12 protein-coding genes are annotated in these 16,729 nt (G+C 73.4%); 7 read left to right on the forward strand and 5 right to left on the reverse strand.

The window, feature by feature from the left end; all coding sequences use genetic code 11:
- Window positions 1-121 precede the first annotated feature (121 nt).
- The 5 genes from NHL53_RS00540 to NHL53_RS00560 all read left to right on the forward strand — a co-directional run bounded on the left by NHL53_RS00540 (window position 122) and on the right by NHL53_RS00560 (window position 7,762).
- The gene (locus tag NHL53_RS00540; RefSeq protein WP_433774066.1) at window positions 122-628 is read left to right on the forward strand and encodes an N-acetyltransferase family protein; all 507 of its coding nucleotides are present in this window, start codon (window positions 122-124) and stop codon (window positions 626-628) included.
- Window positions 629-630: 2 nt separating this feature from the next.
- Entirely contained in the window at window positions 631-1,395 is a 765-nt protein-coding gene (gene cofE / locus NHL53_RS00545; RefSeq protein ID WP_433774068.1) for a coenzyme F420-0:L-glutamate ligase, read from the forward strand.
- Between the two features lie 359 nt (window positions 1,396-1,754).
- Entirely contained in the window at window positions 1,755-3,797 is a 2,043-nt protein-coding gene (locus NHL53_RS00550; RefSeq protein ID WP_433774070.1) for a 5'-nucleotidase C-terminal domain-containing protein, read from the forward strand.
- Window positions 3,798-4,741: 944 nt separating this feature from the next.
- Window positions 4,742-6,907, forward strand: coding sequence for a choice-of-anchor I family protein (locus NHL53_RS00555; protein ID WP_433774072.1), 2,166 nt, complete (start codon window positions 4,742-4,744; stop codon window positions 6,905-6,907).
- Between the two features lie 420 nt (window positions 6,908-7,327).
- Window positions 7,328-7,762, forward strand: a complete 435-nt coding sequence (locus NHL53_RS00560) for an NUDIX hydrolase (RefSeq protein WP_433774074.1) — start codon at window positions 7,328-7,330, stop codon at window positions 7,760-7,762.
- Between the two features lie 144 nt (window positions 7,763-7,906).
- Here NHL53_RS00560 and NHL53_RS00565 read toward each other — a convergent pair whose 3' ends face one another.
- On the reverse strand, window positions 7,907-8,512 hold the full coding sequence (locus NHL53_RS00565; RefSeq protein WP_433774076.1) for an N-acetyltransferase family protein: 606 nt from the start codon (window positions 8,510-8,512) through the stop codon (window positions 7,907-7,909).
- 1,259 nt (window positions 8,513-9,771) lie between these two features.
- Between NHL53_RS00565 and NHL53_RS00570 the strand changes: the two genes are divergently transcribed.
- Window positions 9,772-10,680 (forward strand): cytochrome b/b6 domain-containing protein, encoded by a 909-nt coding sequence (locus NHL53_RS00570; protein ID WP_433774078.1) that lies wholly within the window; start codon window positions 9,772-9,774, stop codon window positions 10,678-10,680.
- 199 nt (window positions 10,681-10,879) lie between these two features.
- Here the strand turns inward: NHL53_RS00570 and NHL53_RS00575 are convergent, their stop codons facing one another.
- The 4 genes from NHL53_RS00575 to NHL53_RS00590 all read right to left on the reverse strand — a co-directional run bounded on the left by NHL53_RS00575 (window position 10,880) and on the right by NHL53_RS00590 (window position 14,735).
- The gene (locus NHL53_RS00575) at window positions 10,880-11,752 is read right to left on the reverse strand and encodes an RNA polymerase sigma-70 factor (protein ID WP_433774080.1); all 873 of its coding nucleotides are present in this window, start codon (window positions 11,750-11,752) and stop codon (window positions 10,880-10,882) included.
- Window positions 11,749-12,324 carry a carboxymuconolactone decarboxylase family protein gene (locus NHL53_RS00580; RefSeq protein ID WP_433774082.1) on the reverse strand — a complete coding sequence of 192 codons (576 nt, stop codon included), beginning with the start codon at window positions 12,322-12,324 and terminating at the stop codon, window positions 11,749-11,751. The genes NHL53_RS00575 and NHL53_RS00580 overlap by 4 nt, the downstream gene beginning before the upstream one ends.
- A gap of 244 nt (window positions 12,325-12,568) precedes the next feature.
- On the reverse strand, window positions 12,569-13,807 hold the full coding sequence (gene rlmN, locus NHL53_RS00585) for a 23S rRNA (adenine(2503)-C(2))-methyltransferase RlmN (RefSeq protein WP_433774084.1): 1,239 nt from the start codon (window positions 13,805-13,807) through the stop codon (window positions 12,569-12,571).
- A gap of 403 nt (window positions 13,808-14,210) precedes the next feature.
- Entirely contained in the window at window positions 14,211-14,735 is a 525-nt protein-coding gene (locus tag NHL53_RS00590) for a universal stress protein (protein ID WP_433774086.1), read from the reverse strand.
- Window positions 14,736-15,115: 380 nt separating this feature from the next.
- Between NHL53_RS00590 and NHL53_RS00595 the strand changes: the two genes are divergently transcribed.
- The gene (locus NHL53_RS00595) at window positions 15,116-16,519 is read left to right on the forward strand and encodes a xylulokinase (protein ID WP_433774088.1); all 1,404 of its coding nucleotides are present in this window, start codon (window positions 15,116-15,118) and stop codon (window positions 16,517-16,519) included.
- Window positions 16,520-16,729: the final 210 nt, after the last annotated feature.

Here is a 16,729-nt window from a genome sequence, read left to right on the forward strand (position 1 = left end):
CGCCCGCCGACGGGACCGCTCGCTGCGCAAGAGGCCGCGCGCACCGTCCCCTCGGATCCCCGTGACAGCCCGGATCCGCGCGGATTCGCACCGCGCGCTCCGACCGCCTAGGCTCGGCGCCATGACCACCGATACCCTGCCCGACGTGCTCGTCCGCCCGATCCGCGACGCCGACGCGGAGGCCATGGGGCGCGTGCACGCACGCGTGTGGCACGAGACGTACGACGGCATGATCTCCACGGCGACGCTCGAGGCGGTCTCGCCGAAGCGCCTCGCCGACCTGTGGAGCAACTACGCCTCGCGCGGCGAGGAGTACCGCCACGCGGCGGCGCTCGTCGACGGCGAGATCGTGGGCTTCGCGGGATCCGGTCCCGCCCGCGACGAGGACGCCCCCGCCGCCCGCGAACTGTACTTCGTGTACCTGCTCGACTCGTGGCACCGCAAGGGCATCGGCCGACGGCTGTTCGACGCGGTCGTCGACGAGGGCGAGCCGCTCTACGGCTGGATCGCGAAGAACTACCCCGGCGGAGAGGCGTTCTACACGAAGCGCGGCTTCTCCTTCGACGGCGCCGAGCGCACCGAGCCGTTCCTCGGCGAGACGCTCACCGAAGTGCGCTTCTCGCGCTGAGCATGCTGCAGGTCTGGGCGCCCCGCGGCATCGGAGAGATCTCCGCGGGCGACGATCTCGCGCGGATCGTCGGCGACGCGATCGCCGCCTCGGACGAGGGCCTCGCGGCGGGCGACGTGATCGTCGTCACGAGCAAGGTCGTCTCGAAGGCCGAGGGCCGCATCGTCGCCGCGGACGACCGCGAAGACGCGATCACGGCCGAGACCGTGCGCGTCGTCGCCAGCCGCACCTCCCCGACCGGCCACACGACCCGCATCGTCGAGAACCGCCTCGGCATCGTGCAGGCCGCCGCGGGCGTCGACGCCTCGAACACCCCCGAGGGCACGGTGCTGCTGCTGCCAGAGGATCCCGACGCCTCCGCCCGCGCCCTCGCCTCCGCGCTGCGCGACCGCTTCGGCGTCGAGGTCGGCGTGCTGCTGAGCGACACCCTCGGACGCGCCTGGCGCGACGGCCAGGTCGACCAGGCGATCGGCGCCGCGGGCGTGCGCGTGTTCGAGGACCTGCGCGGATCCGTCGACCAGCAGGGCCGCGAGCTGTCGGTCACGCTCCCCTGCGTCGCCGACGAGCTGTGCTCGGCCGCCGACCTCGTCAAGGGCAAGGCCTCCGGCCTGCCGGTCGCGATCGTGCGCGGCCGCGCCGACCTCGTCGGCCCGCTCGACCTGCCGGGAGCGAGGCGGATCCCCCGTACCGGCCCCGCCGACATGTTCCGCAAGGGATACGACGAGGCGTTCGCCGACGGCTGGGCCGCCCGCGACGCACGCCGCTGAGCGCACCCGCGGGTGCGGAAGCGCCCTCCTGACCCGCCCGACGAGCGCTTCGTCACCCGCGAACGGCACGGATCGCGCGGTCGGCCGCCGTACGCACCCCGACGCCGCCTCACCCCACCCGGAAAGCACGTTCCCTGGCGAGGCTCGGCAGGGGACACGCGAACAGTCCGCGTCCGTGTCGCCCGCGCCGACCACCCAGACGAGACCGCAGATCGGATCCTCCGCCCCGCGGCCCCGTCGCCCCGGCATCCGGGTTCACACTCCGTTCACGCGCCCCTCTTCCGTTCGCCACACGCGCCCGGTAGAACCGATATGGTGCCCCGCTTCAGGGGCAGGATCCCCTATAAACGAAGGAAAGCATGCGCTCACGACTCTCCCGCAGCATCGGCGTCACCGCGGCTCTCGCGACCGCCGGCGCGCTGCTCATCGTCCCGCAGGCGGCCACGGCGGCCGCAGACGACGAGACGACCGACATCCAGATCCTCACGATCAACGACTTCCACGGCCGCCTGGAGCAGGATCTGCGCGGCGGCGTCGCCGGCGCGGCGGGCGTCGTGGGCGCCGTCAAGGCGTTCGAGGCCGAGAACCCGAACACGCTGTTCGTCTCGGCGGGCGACAACATCGGCGCCTCGACGTTCACGTCGTTCATCCAGGACGACGAGCCGACGATCGAGGCGCTCGCGAAGGGCGGCCTCAGCGTCAGCGCGGTCGGCAACCACGAGTTCGACAAGGGATTCGCCGACCTCGTCGACCGCGTCATCCCCTCGTTCGACGGGCACAGCGCCGAGGCCGGCGCCGAGCTCGCCCTGGGCGCGAACGTCTACCACCGCGGCACCGAGGATCCGGCGCTCGCCGAGTACGCGATCCGCGAGGTCGACGGCGTGCGCGTCGGCTTCATCGGCACCATCACGGCCGACACGCGCACGCTCGTCTCGCCGGCGGGCATCGAGGAGATCGACTTCGGCGACCAGGTCGAGGCCGCCAACCGCGTCGCCGCGGAGATCGACGACCAGGTCGACGTGACCGTGCTGCTCACGCACTCGGGCGCCGAGTTCAGCGTCGACGACGTCAGCGACGTCGAGGCCTGCACGCGCCTCGCGAACGAGCAGACGGAGTTCGGCGCGCTCGTGCGCGACGCCGACGCGTCGATCGACGCGATCGTCTCCGGCCACACGCACCAGGGCTACCCGTGCGAGATCGAGGGCCGCCCGGTCATCCAGGCCAACGACTACGGCAAGACGCTCGGCCGTCTCGACGTCTCCGTCGACGCCGAGACGAACGAGCTCGTCTCGATCGGCGGATCCCTCGTGCCGCTCGTCGAAGACGAGGCCGCCCTGTACCCGTCCGACGAGGCGACGCAGGCGATCGTCGACGACGCCGTCGCGTACGCCGAGGTCGAGGGCAACGTGCCGGTCGGCGAGATCAGCGCCGACATCCTGCGCGCGGGCGCGACGCCCGGCGACGACCGCGGATCCGAGTCGACGATGGGCAACCTCGTCGCCGACGTCTACCTGTGGGCCACGACCGAGTACGCGAACTACGGCGGTGAGCCCGCCGACCTCGCGGTCATCAACCCCGGCGGTCTGCGCGAGGACCTCTGGTACGCGTCGAGCGACAAGGGCGAGGGCGACGGCGTCGTGACCTACGCCGAGGCCGCCGCCGTGCAGCCCTTCGCGAACACGCTCACGACGAGCGAGCTGACCGGCGCCGACATCCGCCAGATGCTCGAGCAGCAGTGGCAGCCCGGCCAGGACCGCCCGAAGCTGCACCTCGGCATCTCGGACGGCTTCGCCTACGAGTACGTGGACGATGCCCCCGCGGGCGAGCACGTGCAGTCGGTCACGCTGAACGGCGAGGAGATCGCCGACGACGAGACCTACATCGTCACGACGAACGTCTTCGTCGCCGCGGGCGGCGACGGGTTCACGGCGTTCGACAACGGCCCCTACCGCGACACGGGTCTCATCGACCTCGCGGCGACGGTCGACTACTTCGCCGCCCACGACGTCGTGGATCCCGCTCCTCTCGGTCGCGCGGTGGCCGTGGACGACGAGGAGCCGGGTGAGGACGCCGGCGAGACCGGTGACGACGCGGGCGAGTCGACGGACGACGCCGGCGAGGGCTCGGAGGACGCCGGTGAGGCGACCGACGACGCCGGCGAGAGCGCCGACGACGGAGCCGAGAGCGCGGACGCGGGCGAGGCGACCGAGGACGGCGCCGAGGGCGCGGCCGACGACGCGGCCGAGTCGGGCGACCCGGGTGCCGACGCGGGCGAGGGCTCCGAGGACGGCGACCTCGCTCCCACGGGCGGCGAGTCGCCGCTCCTGTTCGCGCTGATCGGCGCGGGCCTCCTCGCGGCCGGTCTCGTGACGATCGGACTGCGCCGCCGCACCACCGTGTGACGCAGGCTCCCTGAGAGCGGGGCGGCATCCTCCGGGATGCCGCCCCGCTTCCGTCTGCGGTCAGGCGCGTGCGTTTCGCGTACCTGGGGCGCGCCGGCCCCGCCCGAGTCGCGAGAGCGCACGCGAGACCGCGCCGGGTCGGTGCGTTTCGCAGACCCGAAGCCTCCCGGCCCCGGCCGAGTCGCAGAAACGCACCCCGGAAGCCGCCCGGATCCGCCCAGATGACGCGAAAGCACCTTCCGCAGAGCGAGGAACGTACGTTCGCGTGATCTGGAGCTGAGTGCGCTCGCGGGTCCGGTTCCCACCGCCGGCCAGCGCGCGCGAGGGCGGCGCCCGAAGCGTGCCGTCTTCGTCCGCGGGCGCGCGAAGCCACTCCGGCGTCTCGGCGCGCCGTGCGTCTCCGAGACTCGGCGAACGCGCCACCCAGCCGAGTCGCAGAAGCGCACTCCTCCGGCCCCGCAAGCCGTGCGTTTCACCGACTCGAAGGATCCCACCCCACGCCAGGTCGCAGAAACGCACCCGGCAGAACGTGGCGACCCATCCACCGCCCCGTGCTTCCCGCCCGCGAGGGGCGCCAGAAAACACCGGCCCACCCACCCCGCACCCGACAGCACGTGGCGACCCCTCCACCGCCCCGTGCTTCCCACCCCCGCCGGGTCGCAGAAACGCACCCCAGCAGCCCCGCAAGCCGTGCCATTCCCCGACCCGAAGGATCCCGCCCCACGCCGAGTCGCAGAAACGCACTCCTCCGGCCCCGCAAGCCGTGCCATTCCCCGACCCGAAGCCTCCCGCGGCCCACGCCGAGTCGCAGAAGCGCGCCCCACCCCGCGAGGGTCGCCGGAGAACCCCGCCCCGCCCCGCGGGTCCGCCCGCCGGCACCGCCGGATGCCGCGCGTTCACCTGCGGTTCACGCGCCGACCACCCTCGACCTCTAGACCGGGGGCATGCCTCGACACCGCATGCTTCCCCGAGCCCTCGCCGCCGGCGCCGCCGCCTGCGCCCTCGCGCTCTCGCCCGCTGTCGCCCTCGCCGCCCAGCCGGGCGAGATCGCGCCCGTCGTCGACGCCGTCGACGACGCCCCGTTCGAGCTCTCCGTCGCCGGCACCTTCGAGACCGGCGTGTTCGACGCCGGCGCCGCCGAGATCGTGCAGGCGCACGGCGACCGCCTCTTCCAGGTGAACGCGGCGGCGGGATCCGTCACGGTCATCGACATGAGCGCCCCGTCCGCGATGACCGAGCTGTTCCGCATCGCGGGCAACGGCGTCGCCAACTCGGTCGCCATCCGCGACGACGGCCTCGGCGTCGTGGCCCTCGAGGACGCGGACGACAAGACCGCGCCCGGATCGCTGCTCTTCTTCGATGCGGACGCCGACGAGCCGGTCGTGCTCGGCGAGGTGACGGTCGGATCCCTGCCCGACATGGTCACGGTCTCGCCCGACGGCTCGTACGCGGTCGTCGCCAACGAGGGCGAGCCGGCGGACGACTTCTCGTCGGACCCCGAGGGATCCGTCGGCGTCGTCTCGCTGCCGGGCGACGTCGCCGCGCCGACGCAGGACGACGTGCGGATCGCCGACTTCCGCGCGTTCGAGGACGTCGAGCTGCCGGAGGGCATGCGCGACGCGTTCGGCCCGATCCTCGACGAGGAGCTCCCCCGGTCGACGAGCTGGGAGCCCGAGTACATCACCGTGCAGGGCGGCACCGCGTACGCGGCGCTGCAGGAGGCCAACGCCGTCGCGGTCGTCGACCTCGCCACCGCGACCGTCACCGACGTGTGGGGCCTCGGGTACATCGACCGCGGCGAGGTGCCGCTGGATCCGTCGGACCGCGACCCCGAGGACGCCCCGGAGATCCGCATCGACACGTACGAGGGCCTCTACGGCGTGCCGATGCCCGACGGGATCTCCTCGTACGTCGTGGACGGCGAGACGTACCTCGTCACCGCGAACGAGGGAGACGCCCGCGAGTGGGGCGACTACGTCGAGCCAGCGCGCGTGAAGAACCTCGCCGAGGACGGATCCGGCCCGCTGTGCGAGGAGCTCGCGGGCTACGAGGACGACGCGGCGCTCGGCCGCCTCGAGGTCACCACCGAGATGGGCTTCGACGAGGCGCGCGGCTGCTACGCCGAGCTGTACGCGTTCGGCGGCCGGTCGTTCTCGATCTACACGGCGGACGGCGAGCGGGTGTTCGACTCGGGCGCCGAGTTCGAGGAGCTCACGGCCCGCCTGTCCGAGGAGACCGATCTCGTGTTCAACGCGGGCCACGACGACAACGAGCCGGAGAGCCGCAGCGACGCGAAGGGCGTCGAGCCCGAGAACCTCGCGATCGGCGAGGTCGACGGCCGCACCTACGCGTTCATCGGCTTCGAGCGGGTCGGGGGCGTCATCACGTACGACATCACGGATCCCGCCGCGCCCGCCTACGTGTCGTACATCAACAACCGCAGCTTCGACGTGAGCCTCGCGGACGCCTACGAGGAGCTCGAGGAGCAGGGCGCGGGCGACGAGGAGCTCGCGGCGCTCGTGAACTCGGTCGGCGACCTCGGGCCCGAGGGGCTCGACTACATCCCCGCCGCCGCGTCGCCCACGGGCGAGGCGATGCTCGCGGTCGGCAACGAGGTGTCGGGCACGACCACGCTCTACGCGCTCGACGGCGCGGGCGTCGTGCCGCCGGAGGAGCCGGGCGAGGACGAGTCGGGCGCGGAGGACGGGGCCGAGACGGGTGCGGACGACGCAGGCGAATCCGAAGCGGGCGAGAACGGCGACGCCGACGGAGCCGAGGCGGGCGAGACCGGGTCCGAGGGCGGGGCCGTCGACGACGGAGCCGAGGCGGGCGAGTCCGGCGCAGAGGACGGATCCGGCGCGGAGGACGGCGCGGGTTCGGACGATGCGGGATCCGCGGACGACCAGGGCGGATCCGGCGCGGACGGCGCGTCTGAGGACGCCGGCGGATCCGAGTCGGGCGCGACGGACGACGGCGGGGAGAGCGGATCCGACGCGGACGATCTCGCACCCACGGGCGGCGAGATGCCGTGGATGTTCGCCCTGACGGGCGCGGGCCTCGTGGTGGCCGGCCTCGTGACGATCGGGCTGCGTCGCCGCGCGGCGGTCTGACGCCCACCCCTGACGAGCGGGGCGGACTCCTCCGGGAGCCGCCCCGCTCTCGCGCACGGAGGCGCGTTCCTCCGATCCAGATCAGGGCGGGGCGGCCCGGGTCGCAGAAACGCACTCCGACAGGTCTCCGGAAGGTGCGTTTCTGCGACCCGAAGGACCCACCGCCCGTCCGAGTTGCAGAAGTGGTTTGCTGGCCCTGAGCTTCCCTCCAGATGACGTCAACGCACCCTTCCGGCCCCGAAGACGGTGCATTCGCGTCATCTGGACGCGCCCCACTGACCGGTGAGCCCCCCGTCCCCCACTCCACTCTCCCGAATCTCAGGAGTGCACCGATCCGGGCCGGCTGTGGGTGCGCTTCCGCGACCCGAAGGATCCACCGCCCGCCCGGATCGCAGAAACGCCCCGCGGTAGCCTCGGGGGATGCTCTCCGTCACCCAGAAGGCGGTCGTCTACGTCATCAGAGACGGTCGGCTGCTCGTCTTCACCCACGACGGGCTGCCGCTGACCCGCACGGGCGTGCAGGTGCCGGCGGGAACGGTCGATCCGGGCGAGACGCTGGAAGCCGCGGCACGCCGAGAGCTCCGCGAGGAGACCGGGCTGCAGGCGACGACGGTGCGCTATCTCGGGTCGGAGGAGTACGATCTCCGACCCATCCGAGACGAGCGCGCCGTGCGGCATTTCTTCCGCGCCGAGGTGCAGAGCGTCCCGGCGGATGAGAGCTGGCGGGCGGGTGAGGACGCCCCCTCGAACGGCGGATCCCCCGTCTCCTGGACCTGCTGGTGGCTCCCGCTGCGAGACGCCCACGTGCTCGCCGCCGGGTTCGGCGCGCTCATCGGCGAGGCCGCGTCGGCGTGACCGGCTGAACCGGTCCCGCGCGCGTGGCCGCCGCCAGCCGGGTCCGCCCAGATCGCCGGAGCGCACGCCGATGCGGCTCCGGAAGCTGCGCTCCTGCGACCCGGAGGATCCGTCACCGTCCGGGTCGCGGAAGCGCTCTCCCCGTCAGCGCAGGGCGCGCGCGAACACGGCGGATCCCTCGCCCGCGTCGAGCCGGTCGAAGCCCAGCCGCTCGTAGAACGCGAGGGCGCCGGCGTTCGCCGGGTCGGCGCCGAGGTGGACGCCCGGCACGCCGCGCGCGCCCAGCTCCGCGAGCAGGGCCTCGATCAGCCGGCGGCCGACGCCCTGCCCCTGCGCCGCGGGCATCAGGTCGATGTGCAGGTGCGCGGGGTGATCCGCGACCCACGGCGGGGACTCCCCGCAGCCGTACCGGTATCCGTGCCGCACCAGGCGCGCCTCCCGGCCCGACGCATCGCCCGGGTCGGGGAAGCGCGCGGCGAACCGCGGCCACCAGTCCCGCCGGAACCAGCTCTCGAAGGCGCGGGTGTCCGGAGCCGCCACGACGTATCCGACGGGCGCGCCGTCCCTCTCCGCGACGAAGGCGAGGTCGGGATGCCGCTCGACGTAGGGGCTGAAGAACAGCGCCGACCACAGCCCGTCGTCGCTCAGCAGGCCGGTCGCGTCGCCGCCGGCGTCCGCCGTGCGCACGCAGACCTCGGCCAGGGCGTCATGGTCGTCGGGGCGGTAGGGGCGGATCCTCACGGCCGCCATCCTGTCACCGCGGGGCGGGCCGCCGTCACCCGCGTCGCCGGCGTCGGCGGGGCGGACGCGCTCCTTGCAGAGGACCAGCGCTGCGTGATCCGCTGGTGTCGCCGGGGCGGAGCGCCGTCACTCGCATCGCCGGCGTCGGCGGGGCGGACGCGCTCCTCACGGACGACCAGCGCCGGGTGCTCCGCCGGCGTCGAGCTCGTCGTGGCGGGGCGGTCACCGCGGACGCCGACCTCGGCGATGCCGACGCACTCCTCGCACACGACCGCTACCGTGCACCGCACCGCACCGCGAACGCCGGGGATCCCGCGAACGCCGGACGAATCCGAGCGGATCGGCCCGGCGTTCGCGGGATCTCCGGGCGAAGCGGGTGACGGGTCGTGAGCCGGAGAGCCGGGGCAGCCAGCTCTCCGGCCACCCGGAACGCACCGCGCGGCGTTCGGTCTCCGACAGGACGGTCCGGCTGCGCGGCACCTCGGGTCAGGACACGACTCCGCTCGCGCCCTGCACCGCGATCCGCATCTGACCGGGTGGGCTCCTCGGTCGTTCCCCCGTGCGCTCGCCCGCCAGACCCGACCCAGCTCCCGGATCCCAGACACCGCTCCGCCCTCTCCGAATCGCACGAACGCACCGATTCAGGCCGGACTCCGGTGCTTCTCCGCGATCCGGAGGATCCGCCGCCCACCCGAGTGTCAGAACCGCACCTCGCCCCCAGATGACGCGAACGCACCTTCCCCTCCCGAGAACGGTGAGTTCGTGCGACTCGAAGCCGTACGGGAACACCCAGATCGCAGAAACGCACCTCGACCGGCCAGCGGAAAGTGCGCTTCCGCGATCCGAAGGATCCATCACCCAGCCGAGTCGCAGAAATGGTCCGAACCTCCCTCCAGATGACGCGAACGCACCTTCCGGCTCTCGACGATGGTGCGTTCGCGTCATCTGGACACGGCGCCGTTCCGTCGGGGATCCGCGGATCGGGCGCGTCCCGCTCATGGCCGAGCGGTCGCTCACCGGACCTCCGGCAGAGCGGGCACACGCCGCGGTCCCCGGTCCCCGCGACACCCGCGCCCGGCCCTCTCGCTGTCCCATCGAGGGTCGGCGGATCGGGCGGACCTCCTCCGCTCCCCTCCCGCCTCCGCCCCGAGCGACCATCCGATTCCCTGGTCGCTCGCTGTCTTCGTGGTCACTCGACGAATCCCCGTGAGCTCCCCGCCAGACCGACGCCGAGGCGGCCGAGCAGGGTCCCCTGATACAAAAGAGCGGTGACCGTCTCCCGCCCCACCTGGATCCAGGTCGTCGGCGGACTGCTCGCGGTCGCCGCGCTCGTCCTGTGCGCCTGGTGCCTCGTGTTCGCGGTGCGGGCGATCATCCCCACCGAGCCGATGCAGGCCTTCCTCACCCGGTTCCCGGGGGCCGCGCCCCTCCCCGCGAGCACGCCGACGGGGATCCCCGCGTTCGTCTCGTGGACGCACTTCCTCAACGCGTTCTTCCTCGTGCTGATCGTGCGCACGGGGCTGCGCGTGCGGTTCGAGAAGCGCGCGGGCGGCCTGTGGACGTCCCGGCGCGTCAAGAGACGCCGCATGTCGCTGGCGCTGTGGGCGCACATCGCGGTCGACGTGCTGTGGCTCGTCAACGGGGTCGTGTTCGTCGTGCTGCTGTTCGCGAGCGGCCACTGGGCGCGCATCGTGCCGACGAGCGCGGAGGTCTTCCCGAACGCCGTCGCGGCGCTCGTGCAATACGTCTCGCTCGACTGGCCCACGCACGACAGCTGGGCGAACTACAACGCGCTGCAGCAGCTGATGTACTTCGCGATCGTGTTCCTCGCCGCGCCGCTGGCGGCGGTCACGGGCTTCCGGCTGAGTGCCTTCTACCCGAAGGGCGCACGCTGGCAGCGGATCCTGCCCTTCGAGCTCGCGAAGTCCCTGCACTGGCCGACGATGCTGTTCTTCGTCGCGTTCGTCGTCGTGCACGTCGGCCTCGTCTTCGCGACGGGCGCGCTGCGCAACCTCGGCCACATGTACGCGGGCACGACGGACGTGAGCTGGACCGGATTCTGGATCTTCGCGGGCACCGTCGTCGTCATGGTCGCCGGATGGATCCTCGTCTCCCGCGACACCGCGATCGCCCGCGCCGCGAAGCGCACGGGCGACGTGCGCATGATGAAGCGCTGAGGGCTCGGGGGCCACGGCCCGCGCGCTCCCCACGCGGCACGCAGCTCGCGACACGCGGCTCGCGAGTGGCGCAGAAACTCGCGAAGGGCGCAGATCTGAGGCCGGATTTCTGCGCCACTCGCGAAGAACTGCGCCACTCGCGAGCAGGGCTGGCGCGAGCAGGGCCGACGCGAGACCGCCCCGGAACCGGGGCCCGCGGTCAGCGGGTGAGGGACACCGGATCCCCGAGCGCGCCGAGCTTCTCGGGGTTGCGCACGTAGAACACGCGGTCGACCACGGCGCCGGCGAACGCGAACGAGACGACACCGTCGACGGATCCGCCGATCCGCACCCAGATGCCCGGGGCGCCGTTGACGTGCTCCGTCTCGAACACCGCGCCGGGGTACGGGCGCAGCAGGCCGCCGAGGAAGTGCAGCACGCGCTCGACGCCCACGACGGGCTTCCTGGCCGCGGTGACGCGCCCGCCCCCGTCGCTCAGCATGACGACGTCGGGCGCGAGCACGTCGACGAGCCCCTGCACGTCGCCCGTCTCGGCCGCGATGCGGAAGCGCTCGACGACGCGCTCGACCTCCGCCGCGCTCACCTCGGCGCGCGGCCGCCTGGCCGCGACGTGCGCCCGCGCCCTGCTCGCGATCTGGCGCACGGCATCCGGGCGGCGGTCGACGGCGCGGGCGATCTCGTCGTAGCCGAAGTCGAACACCTCCCGCAGCACGAAGACGGCACGCTCCACGGGGCCGAGGGTCTCGAGCACGAGCATCATCGCCGTCGACACGCTCTCCGCGAGCACCACGTCGTCGGCCACGTCGGGCGCCGTGAGCAGGGGCTCCGGCAGCCAGGGGCCGGCGTAGTCCTCGCGGCGGCGGCGCACCGGCCGCAGCCGGTTGAGCGCCTGCCGCGCGACGATGCGCGCGAGGTAGGCGCGCTCGTCGCGCACGCCCTCGCGGTCGGACTCGTGCCAGCGGATCCACGACTCCTGCAGCACGTCCTCGGCGTCGGCGGCGGATCCGAGGATCTCGTAGGCGATGCCGAAGAGCAGCCCGCGATGCGCGCGGATGACGTCGGCGTCGCTCATGCGGACGAGGCTACCGCGAGCGGCAGCTCGCACACCGCCGAGAACCCCTGGCTCTCGAGGCCCACCGCGGCGTTGAACCGCGACCGCATGTTCTCGAGGGCGATCAGCTGCGTGAGCTCGACGAGCGCCGGGGCGCCGAGGGCCGCGAGCAGGCGCTCGGCCTGCTCGTCCGTCGCCTCGGGCGGCGTGGCCGTCATCGCCTCGGCGTAGGCCATCACCTCGCGCTCCGTTTCGCTGAACGCGTCGCTCTCGCGCCAGCGCGGCACCTCCCGCACCTTCGCGAGGTCGAGGCCCTCGTCGTGCGCGAGGAAGTAGCCGAAGTCGAGGCACCAGCTGCAGCCGATGACGCCCGCGGTCGCCATCGTCGCGTACGAGGCGAGGTGCGGGTCCAGCGCCTTCCATCGCGCGGCGCTGCGCTCGATGCCGAGCACGCCGTTCATCACGCGCCGGTGGTGCCACAGCACGCGCGCGTTGTCGGGGATCCGACCCCACATGCGGCGAGCGACGAACGACAGGATCGCCCCCGACGGGCCCGAGATGCGGGCCTCCGGGATGCGGAGCGAACGGGACATGGGCGTCCTCCTCGGATCCGGGCGCCCGGACGGCGCCCTCTCGAGGATGAGACACCGCTCGCGCGGGATCCGTGACAGCTTCGCGCGGATCCGCCGCGGCCCCGGCCCCGCTCGCGAGTGGCGCAGAAACTCGCGAGCGGCGCAGAAATGCACCCGAATATCTGCGCCGCTCGCGAAGACCTGCGCCACTCGCGAGCCGGCGGGGCGGCGCCGACGCGAGCCGGCGGGGCGCCGCGGGCGCGCGTCAGACCGCCTGGGCCTCCGCCGCGCGCTCGTCCTCCTCGGTCACGACGAGCTGTCCGCAGGCGCCGTCGATCTCCTTGCCGCGGGTGTCGCGGATCGTCGTGGGGATGCCGCGGTCGTTGAGGATCCGCACGAACTCGCGCTGCGCGGGCAGGTCCGACGCGTCCCACACGGAACCCGGCGTCGGGTTGAGGGGGATCGGGTTGACGTGCACCCACCCCTTGCCGCGCGCGAGCAGCTTGTCGGCGAGCAGCTCGGCGCGCCACGGGTGGTCGTTCATGTTCTTGATGAGGGCGTACTCGATCGAGACGCGGCGCCCCGTGCGGTCGAAGTAGCCGCGGGCGGCGTCGAGCACCTCGTCGACCTTCCACCGCGAGTTCACGGGGATCATCTCGTCGCGCAGCTCGTCGTCCGGCGCGTGCAGCGAGAGCGCGAAGGTGACGGGCAGATCCTCGTCGGTGAGCTTGCGGATCGCGGGCGCGAGCCCCACGGTCGACACCGTGATGCCGCGGGCGCTCATGCCGAGCCCCTGCTTCTTGTCGACCATGACCCGCACCGCGTGCATGACGCGCTTGTAGTTGGCGAGCGGCTCGCCCATGCCCATGAACACGATGTTGCTGACCCGCTCGGCGCTGTTGTCGCCCTCGCGCTTGCCGCCCAGCTCGCCCGCGGCGATGACCTCGTTGGCGCGCACCACCTGGTCCACGATCTCGGCCGCCGACATGTTGCGGGTGAGGCCGTTCTGGCCCGTCGCGCAGAAGGGGCAGTTCATGCCGCAGCCGGCCTGCGACGAGACGCACAGCGTGATGCGGCCGGGGTAGCGCATGAGCACCGACTCGACGAGCGCGCCGTCGTGCAGCTTCCAGAGGAACTTGATCGTGTCGCCGCCGTCGGTCTGCAGGCGGCGCACCTCCGTGAGGAGGTTCGGCAGGAGCCCCGAGACGAGCTCCTCGCGGCCCGCCTTCGGCAGGTCGGTCATCTTCTCGGGGTCGCGCGTGAAGTGCTCGAAGTAGTGCGTCGCGAGCTGCTTGGCGCGGAAGCCGGGGAGGCCGAGCTCCTTCGCCTTCTCCACCCGCTCCTCGGGGGTGAGGTCGGCGAGGTGCACGGGCGGCTTGCCGCGGCGCGGGCTCGCGAACTGCAGCAGCGGGCGCCCTTCGGAATCCTTGCGCTGCTCCCAGCCCTCGGCCTTCGGGCGCACCTGACGCACAGGCGTGTTCGCGGGGCGGGAGATGTCGTCCATGCTCTCCAGGGTACTGAGGCGCCCCTGGGAGCGGGCGGGTGCCCCGGTGAGCGGATCCCCCACCGCCTATCCCCGCTCGCGAGCGGCGCAGATACTCGCGAACGGCGCAGGTATTAGACCCCACATCTGCGCCACTCGTGAAGTTCTGCGCCACTCGCGAGCACGGGGACCGCACCGCGCACGACCCACCCGCCCGGAGAGGGCAAGAGGCCGCGCTCCGGGGTCGGGTCGGCTCGGGATCCGCGGCGTCGCCACGCACGCAGGCGCGCCGCTACGACGGGCGAGCCCTCGCGGATCGGGGACGAATCATGGATCCGCGCCGCGGTCGCTCGCGAGCGGACCCGCTCCGGCCTCAGGCACCCGGGGCGGCACGGCGGTCGAGCGGGTGTGCGCCGCGTCGGCCTCAGGCGCCCGGGGGCGGCACCACGAGCACGGGCGTCTCCTGCCGGTGCGACAGCCGCCGGGCGACGGACCCGTAGAACATCTCGCGGAGCGCCTCGCTCACGCCGCGCTTGCGGGTGCCAACGACGATCATGCGGGCGTCGGCCTCGCGCGCGATCTTGCGCAGCGCCGAGGCCGGGTCGCCCACGACCTGGCGCACGGCCCAGTCGACCTCGACGTCGTCGAGGTGCCGCGCGGTCTCCTCGGCCACCGCGTCGAGCTCGCCGCGCGCGACCTCGATGTCGATCGGGTACGACAGCACCTTCTCCGCGTCCTCCGACCCGGCGATGAAGCGGGTCACGTCGACGTAGACGACGAGGAGGGGCACGCCGAACGTGCGCGCGAGGGCCGCCGCCTCCTGCACCACGTGCCCCGGCGCGCCGGGGACCGCGCCCACGACGACCGCTCCGGCGAGGCGCGACCGGTCCTCTGGCGGGAGCCCGAGCTCCGCGGGGGCCACATCGATCCGACGGGGTTCCTTGCTCATGGGGGCGCCTTCCGGTTCGATATATCTGTCCTCTCAGCCTATCGGGTGAGCGGCATCCGCGCCCCGTGGCGGCGGCGCGGGGCCCCGCACCCGAACGCCTCGAGACCGCCCCGCGGCCTCCCCGGATCCGCGAAGCGCCGGATCCCGAGACGCTCATCGCGGAGCGCGGGGCGCATCCAGATCCGCCATGACAGGCGCGCTCCCGCAGATCCCCGCCCCGGTCGCGCCGAACGCGCGGATCCGCCCTCTCGCCGGAGCCCTCCGCCCGGTAGTCTGGCGGGTGGTCCGGGAGCACGTCGACGCGCCCCGATCCTCCTCAGAAACGACGACGTCAGGAGCAGCATGGCCGGCCAGTCCCCTCGCCCCGGAGCGCGGATCCGATGACCCTCGTCGCCGGCATCGATTCGTCCACGCAGAGCTGCAAGATCGTCGTGCGCGACGCCGCCTCCGGCCGCATCGTGCGCACCGGTCGGGCATCGCATCCGCCGACACCCGAGGTCGATCCCGGCGTCTGGTGGAGCGCGCTGCAGGAGGCCATCTCGGGTGCGGGCGGCCTCGACGACGTCGCGGCCGTGAGCATCGCCGGCCAGCAGCACGGCATGGTCGCCCTCGACGCCGGCGGGCGCGTGATCCGGCCCGCGCTGCTCTGGCACGACACCCGCTCAGGCGGCGCCGCCGCGGACCTCGTCGCGGAGGTCGGCGCCGAGTCCTACGCCCGGCGCACGGGCCTCGTGCCCGTCGCGTCGTTCACCGTGACGAAGCTGCGCTGGCTCGCCGACGCCGAGCCCGAGAACGCGGCGCGCGTCGCCGCGATCGCCCTGCCGCACGACTGGCTGACGTGGCGGCTGCGCGGGTACGGCCCCGCCGACGAGTCGCCGCTCGGCCCCGTGCTCGACGAGCTCGTCACCGACCGCTCCGACGCGAGCGGCACGGCGTACTACGACGCGGTGCGCGGATCCTACGATCGCGAGCTGCTCGGGGGCGCCCTGCGGCGCGACGCGAGCGGCATCGTGCTGCCGCGGGTGCTCGACCCGGACGGGTCCGTCGACGGGCCGCGCGGGATCCGCATCGCCGCCGGCGCCGGCGACAACGCGGGCGCCGCGCTCGGCCTCGGCGCGACGCGGGGCGACGTGTGCGTGTCGATCGGCACGAGCGGCACGGTGTTCGCCGTGACCGACGTCGCCGTGCAGGATCCCACGGGCACCGTGGCGGGCTTCGCCGACGCGGCGGGCGGCTTCCTTCCCCTTGTGACGACCCTCAACGCCGCGCGCGTGTTCGACGCCACCGCGGCGCTCCTCGGCGTCGACCACGATGCCTTCGGACGGCTGGCGCTCGAGGCGGATCCGGGATCCGCGGGGCTCGTGCTGCAGCCGTGGTTCGAGGGCGAGCGCACGCCCAACCGGCCCGACGCGACCGCCACGCTGTTCGGCATGACGCTCGACGCGATGCGGCCCGAGAACCTCGCCCGCGCGGCGATCGAGGGCGTGCTGTGCGGACTCGCGGAGGGATTCGAGGCGATCCGCTCCCACGGCGTCGGGGCCGACCGCCTGCTGTTCGTCGGCGGCGCCGCGCAGAACCCCGCCGTGCAGCGCATCGCCGCGCAGGTATTCGACGCGCCCGTGGTCTTCCCCGCGCCCGGCGAGTACGTCGCGATGGGCGCCGCCGTGCAGGCGGCGTGGGCGCGCGCGGGCGCGCGCCCCGACTGGCCCCAGGCCGACGCGACCGAGCTGCCCGCCGACACGCGCCCCGTCATCCGCGAGCGCTACGCGGCGCGCCTGCCGTAGGGATCCTGGGTCGCCGGGAGACGCGGGCCGGGCACGTCGACACCCCGCAGCACGTGGCGACCCCGGCGCGCGAGGGCGCCGCGCATGCCGGCCCGGATCGAGACGCGGATCCGCCGGCCGCCCACGCATGTCTCACCTTCGGCGAGAAAGCGCGCCGCAAACCGACACCAATCGAGACACGGACCCCCGGCCGCCCACGCATGTCTCACC

This window comes from Microbacterium sp. gxy059, from assembly GCF_050958665.1.
Classification (GTDB): Bacteria; Actinomycetota; Actinomycetes; order Actinomycetales; family Microbacteriaceae; genus Microbacterium.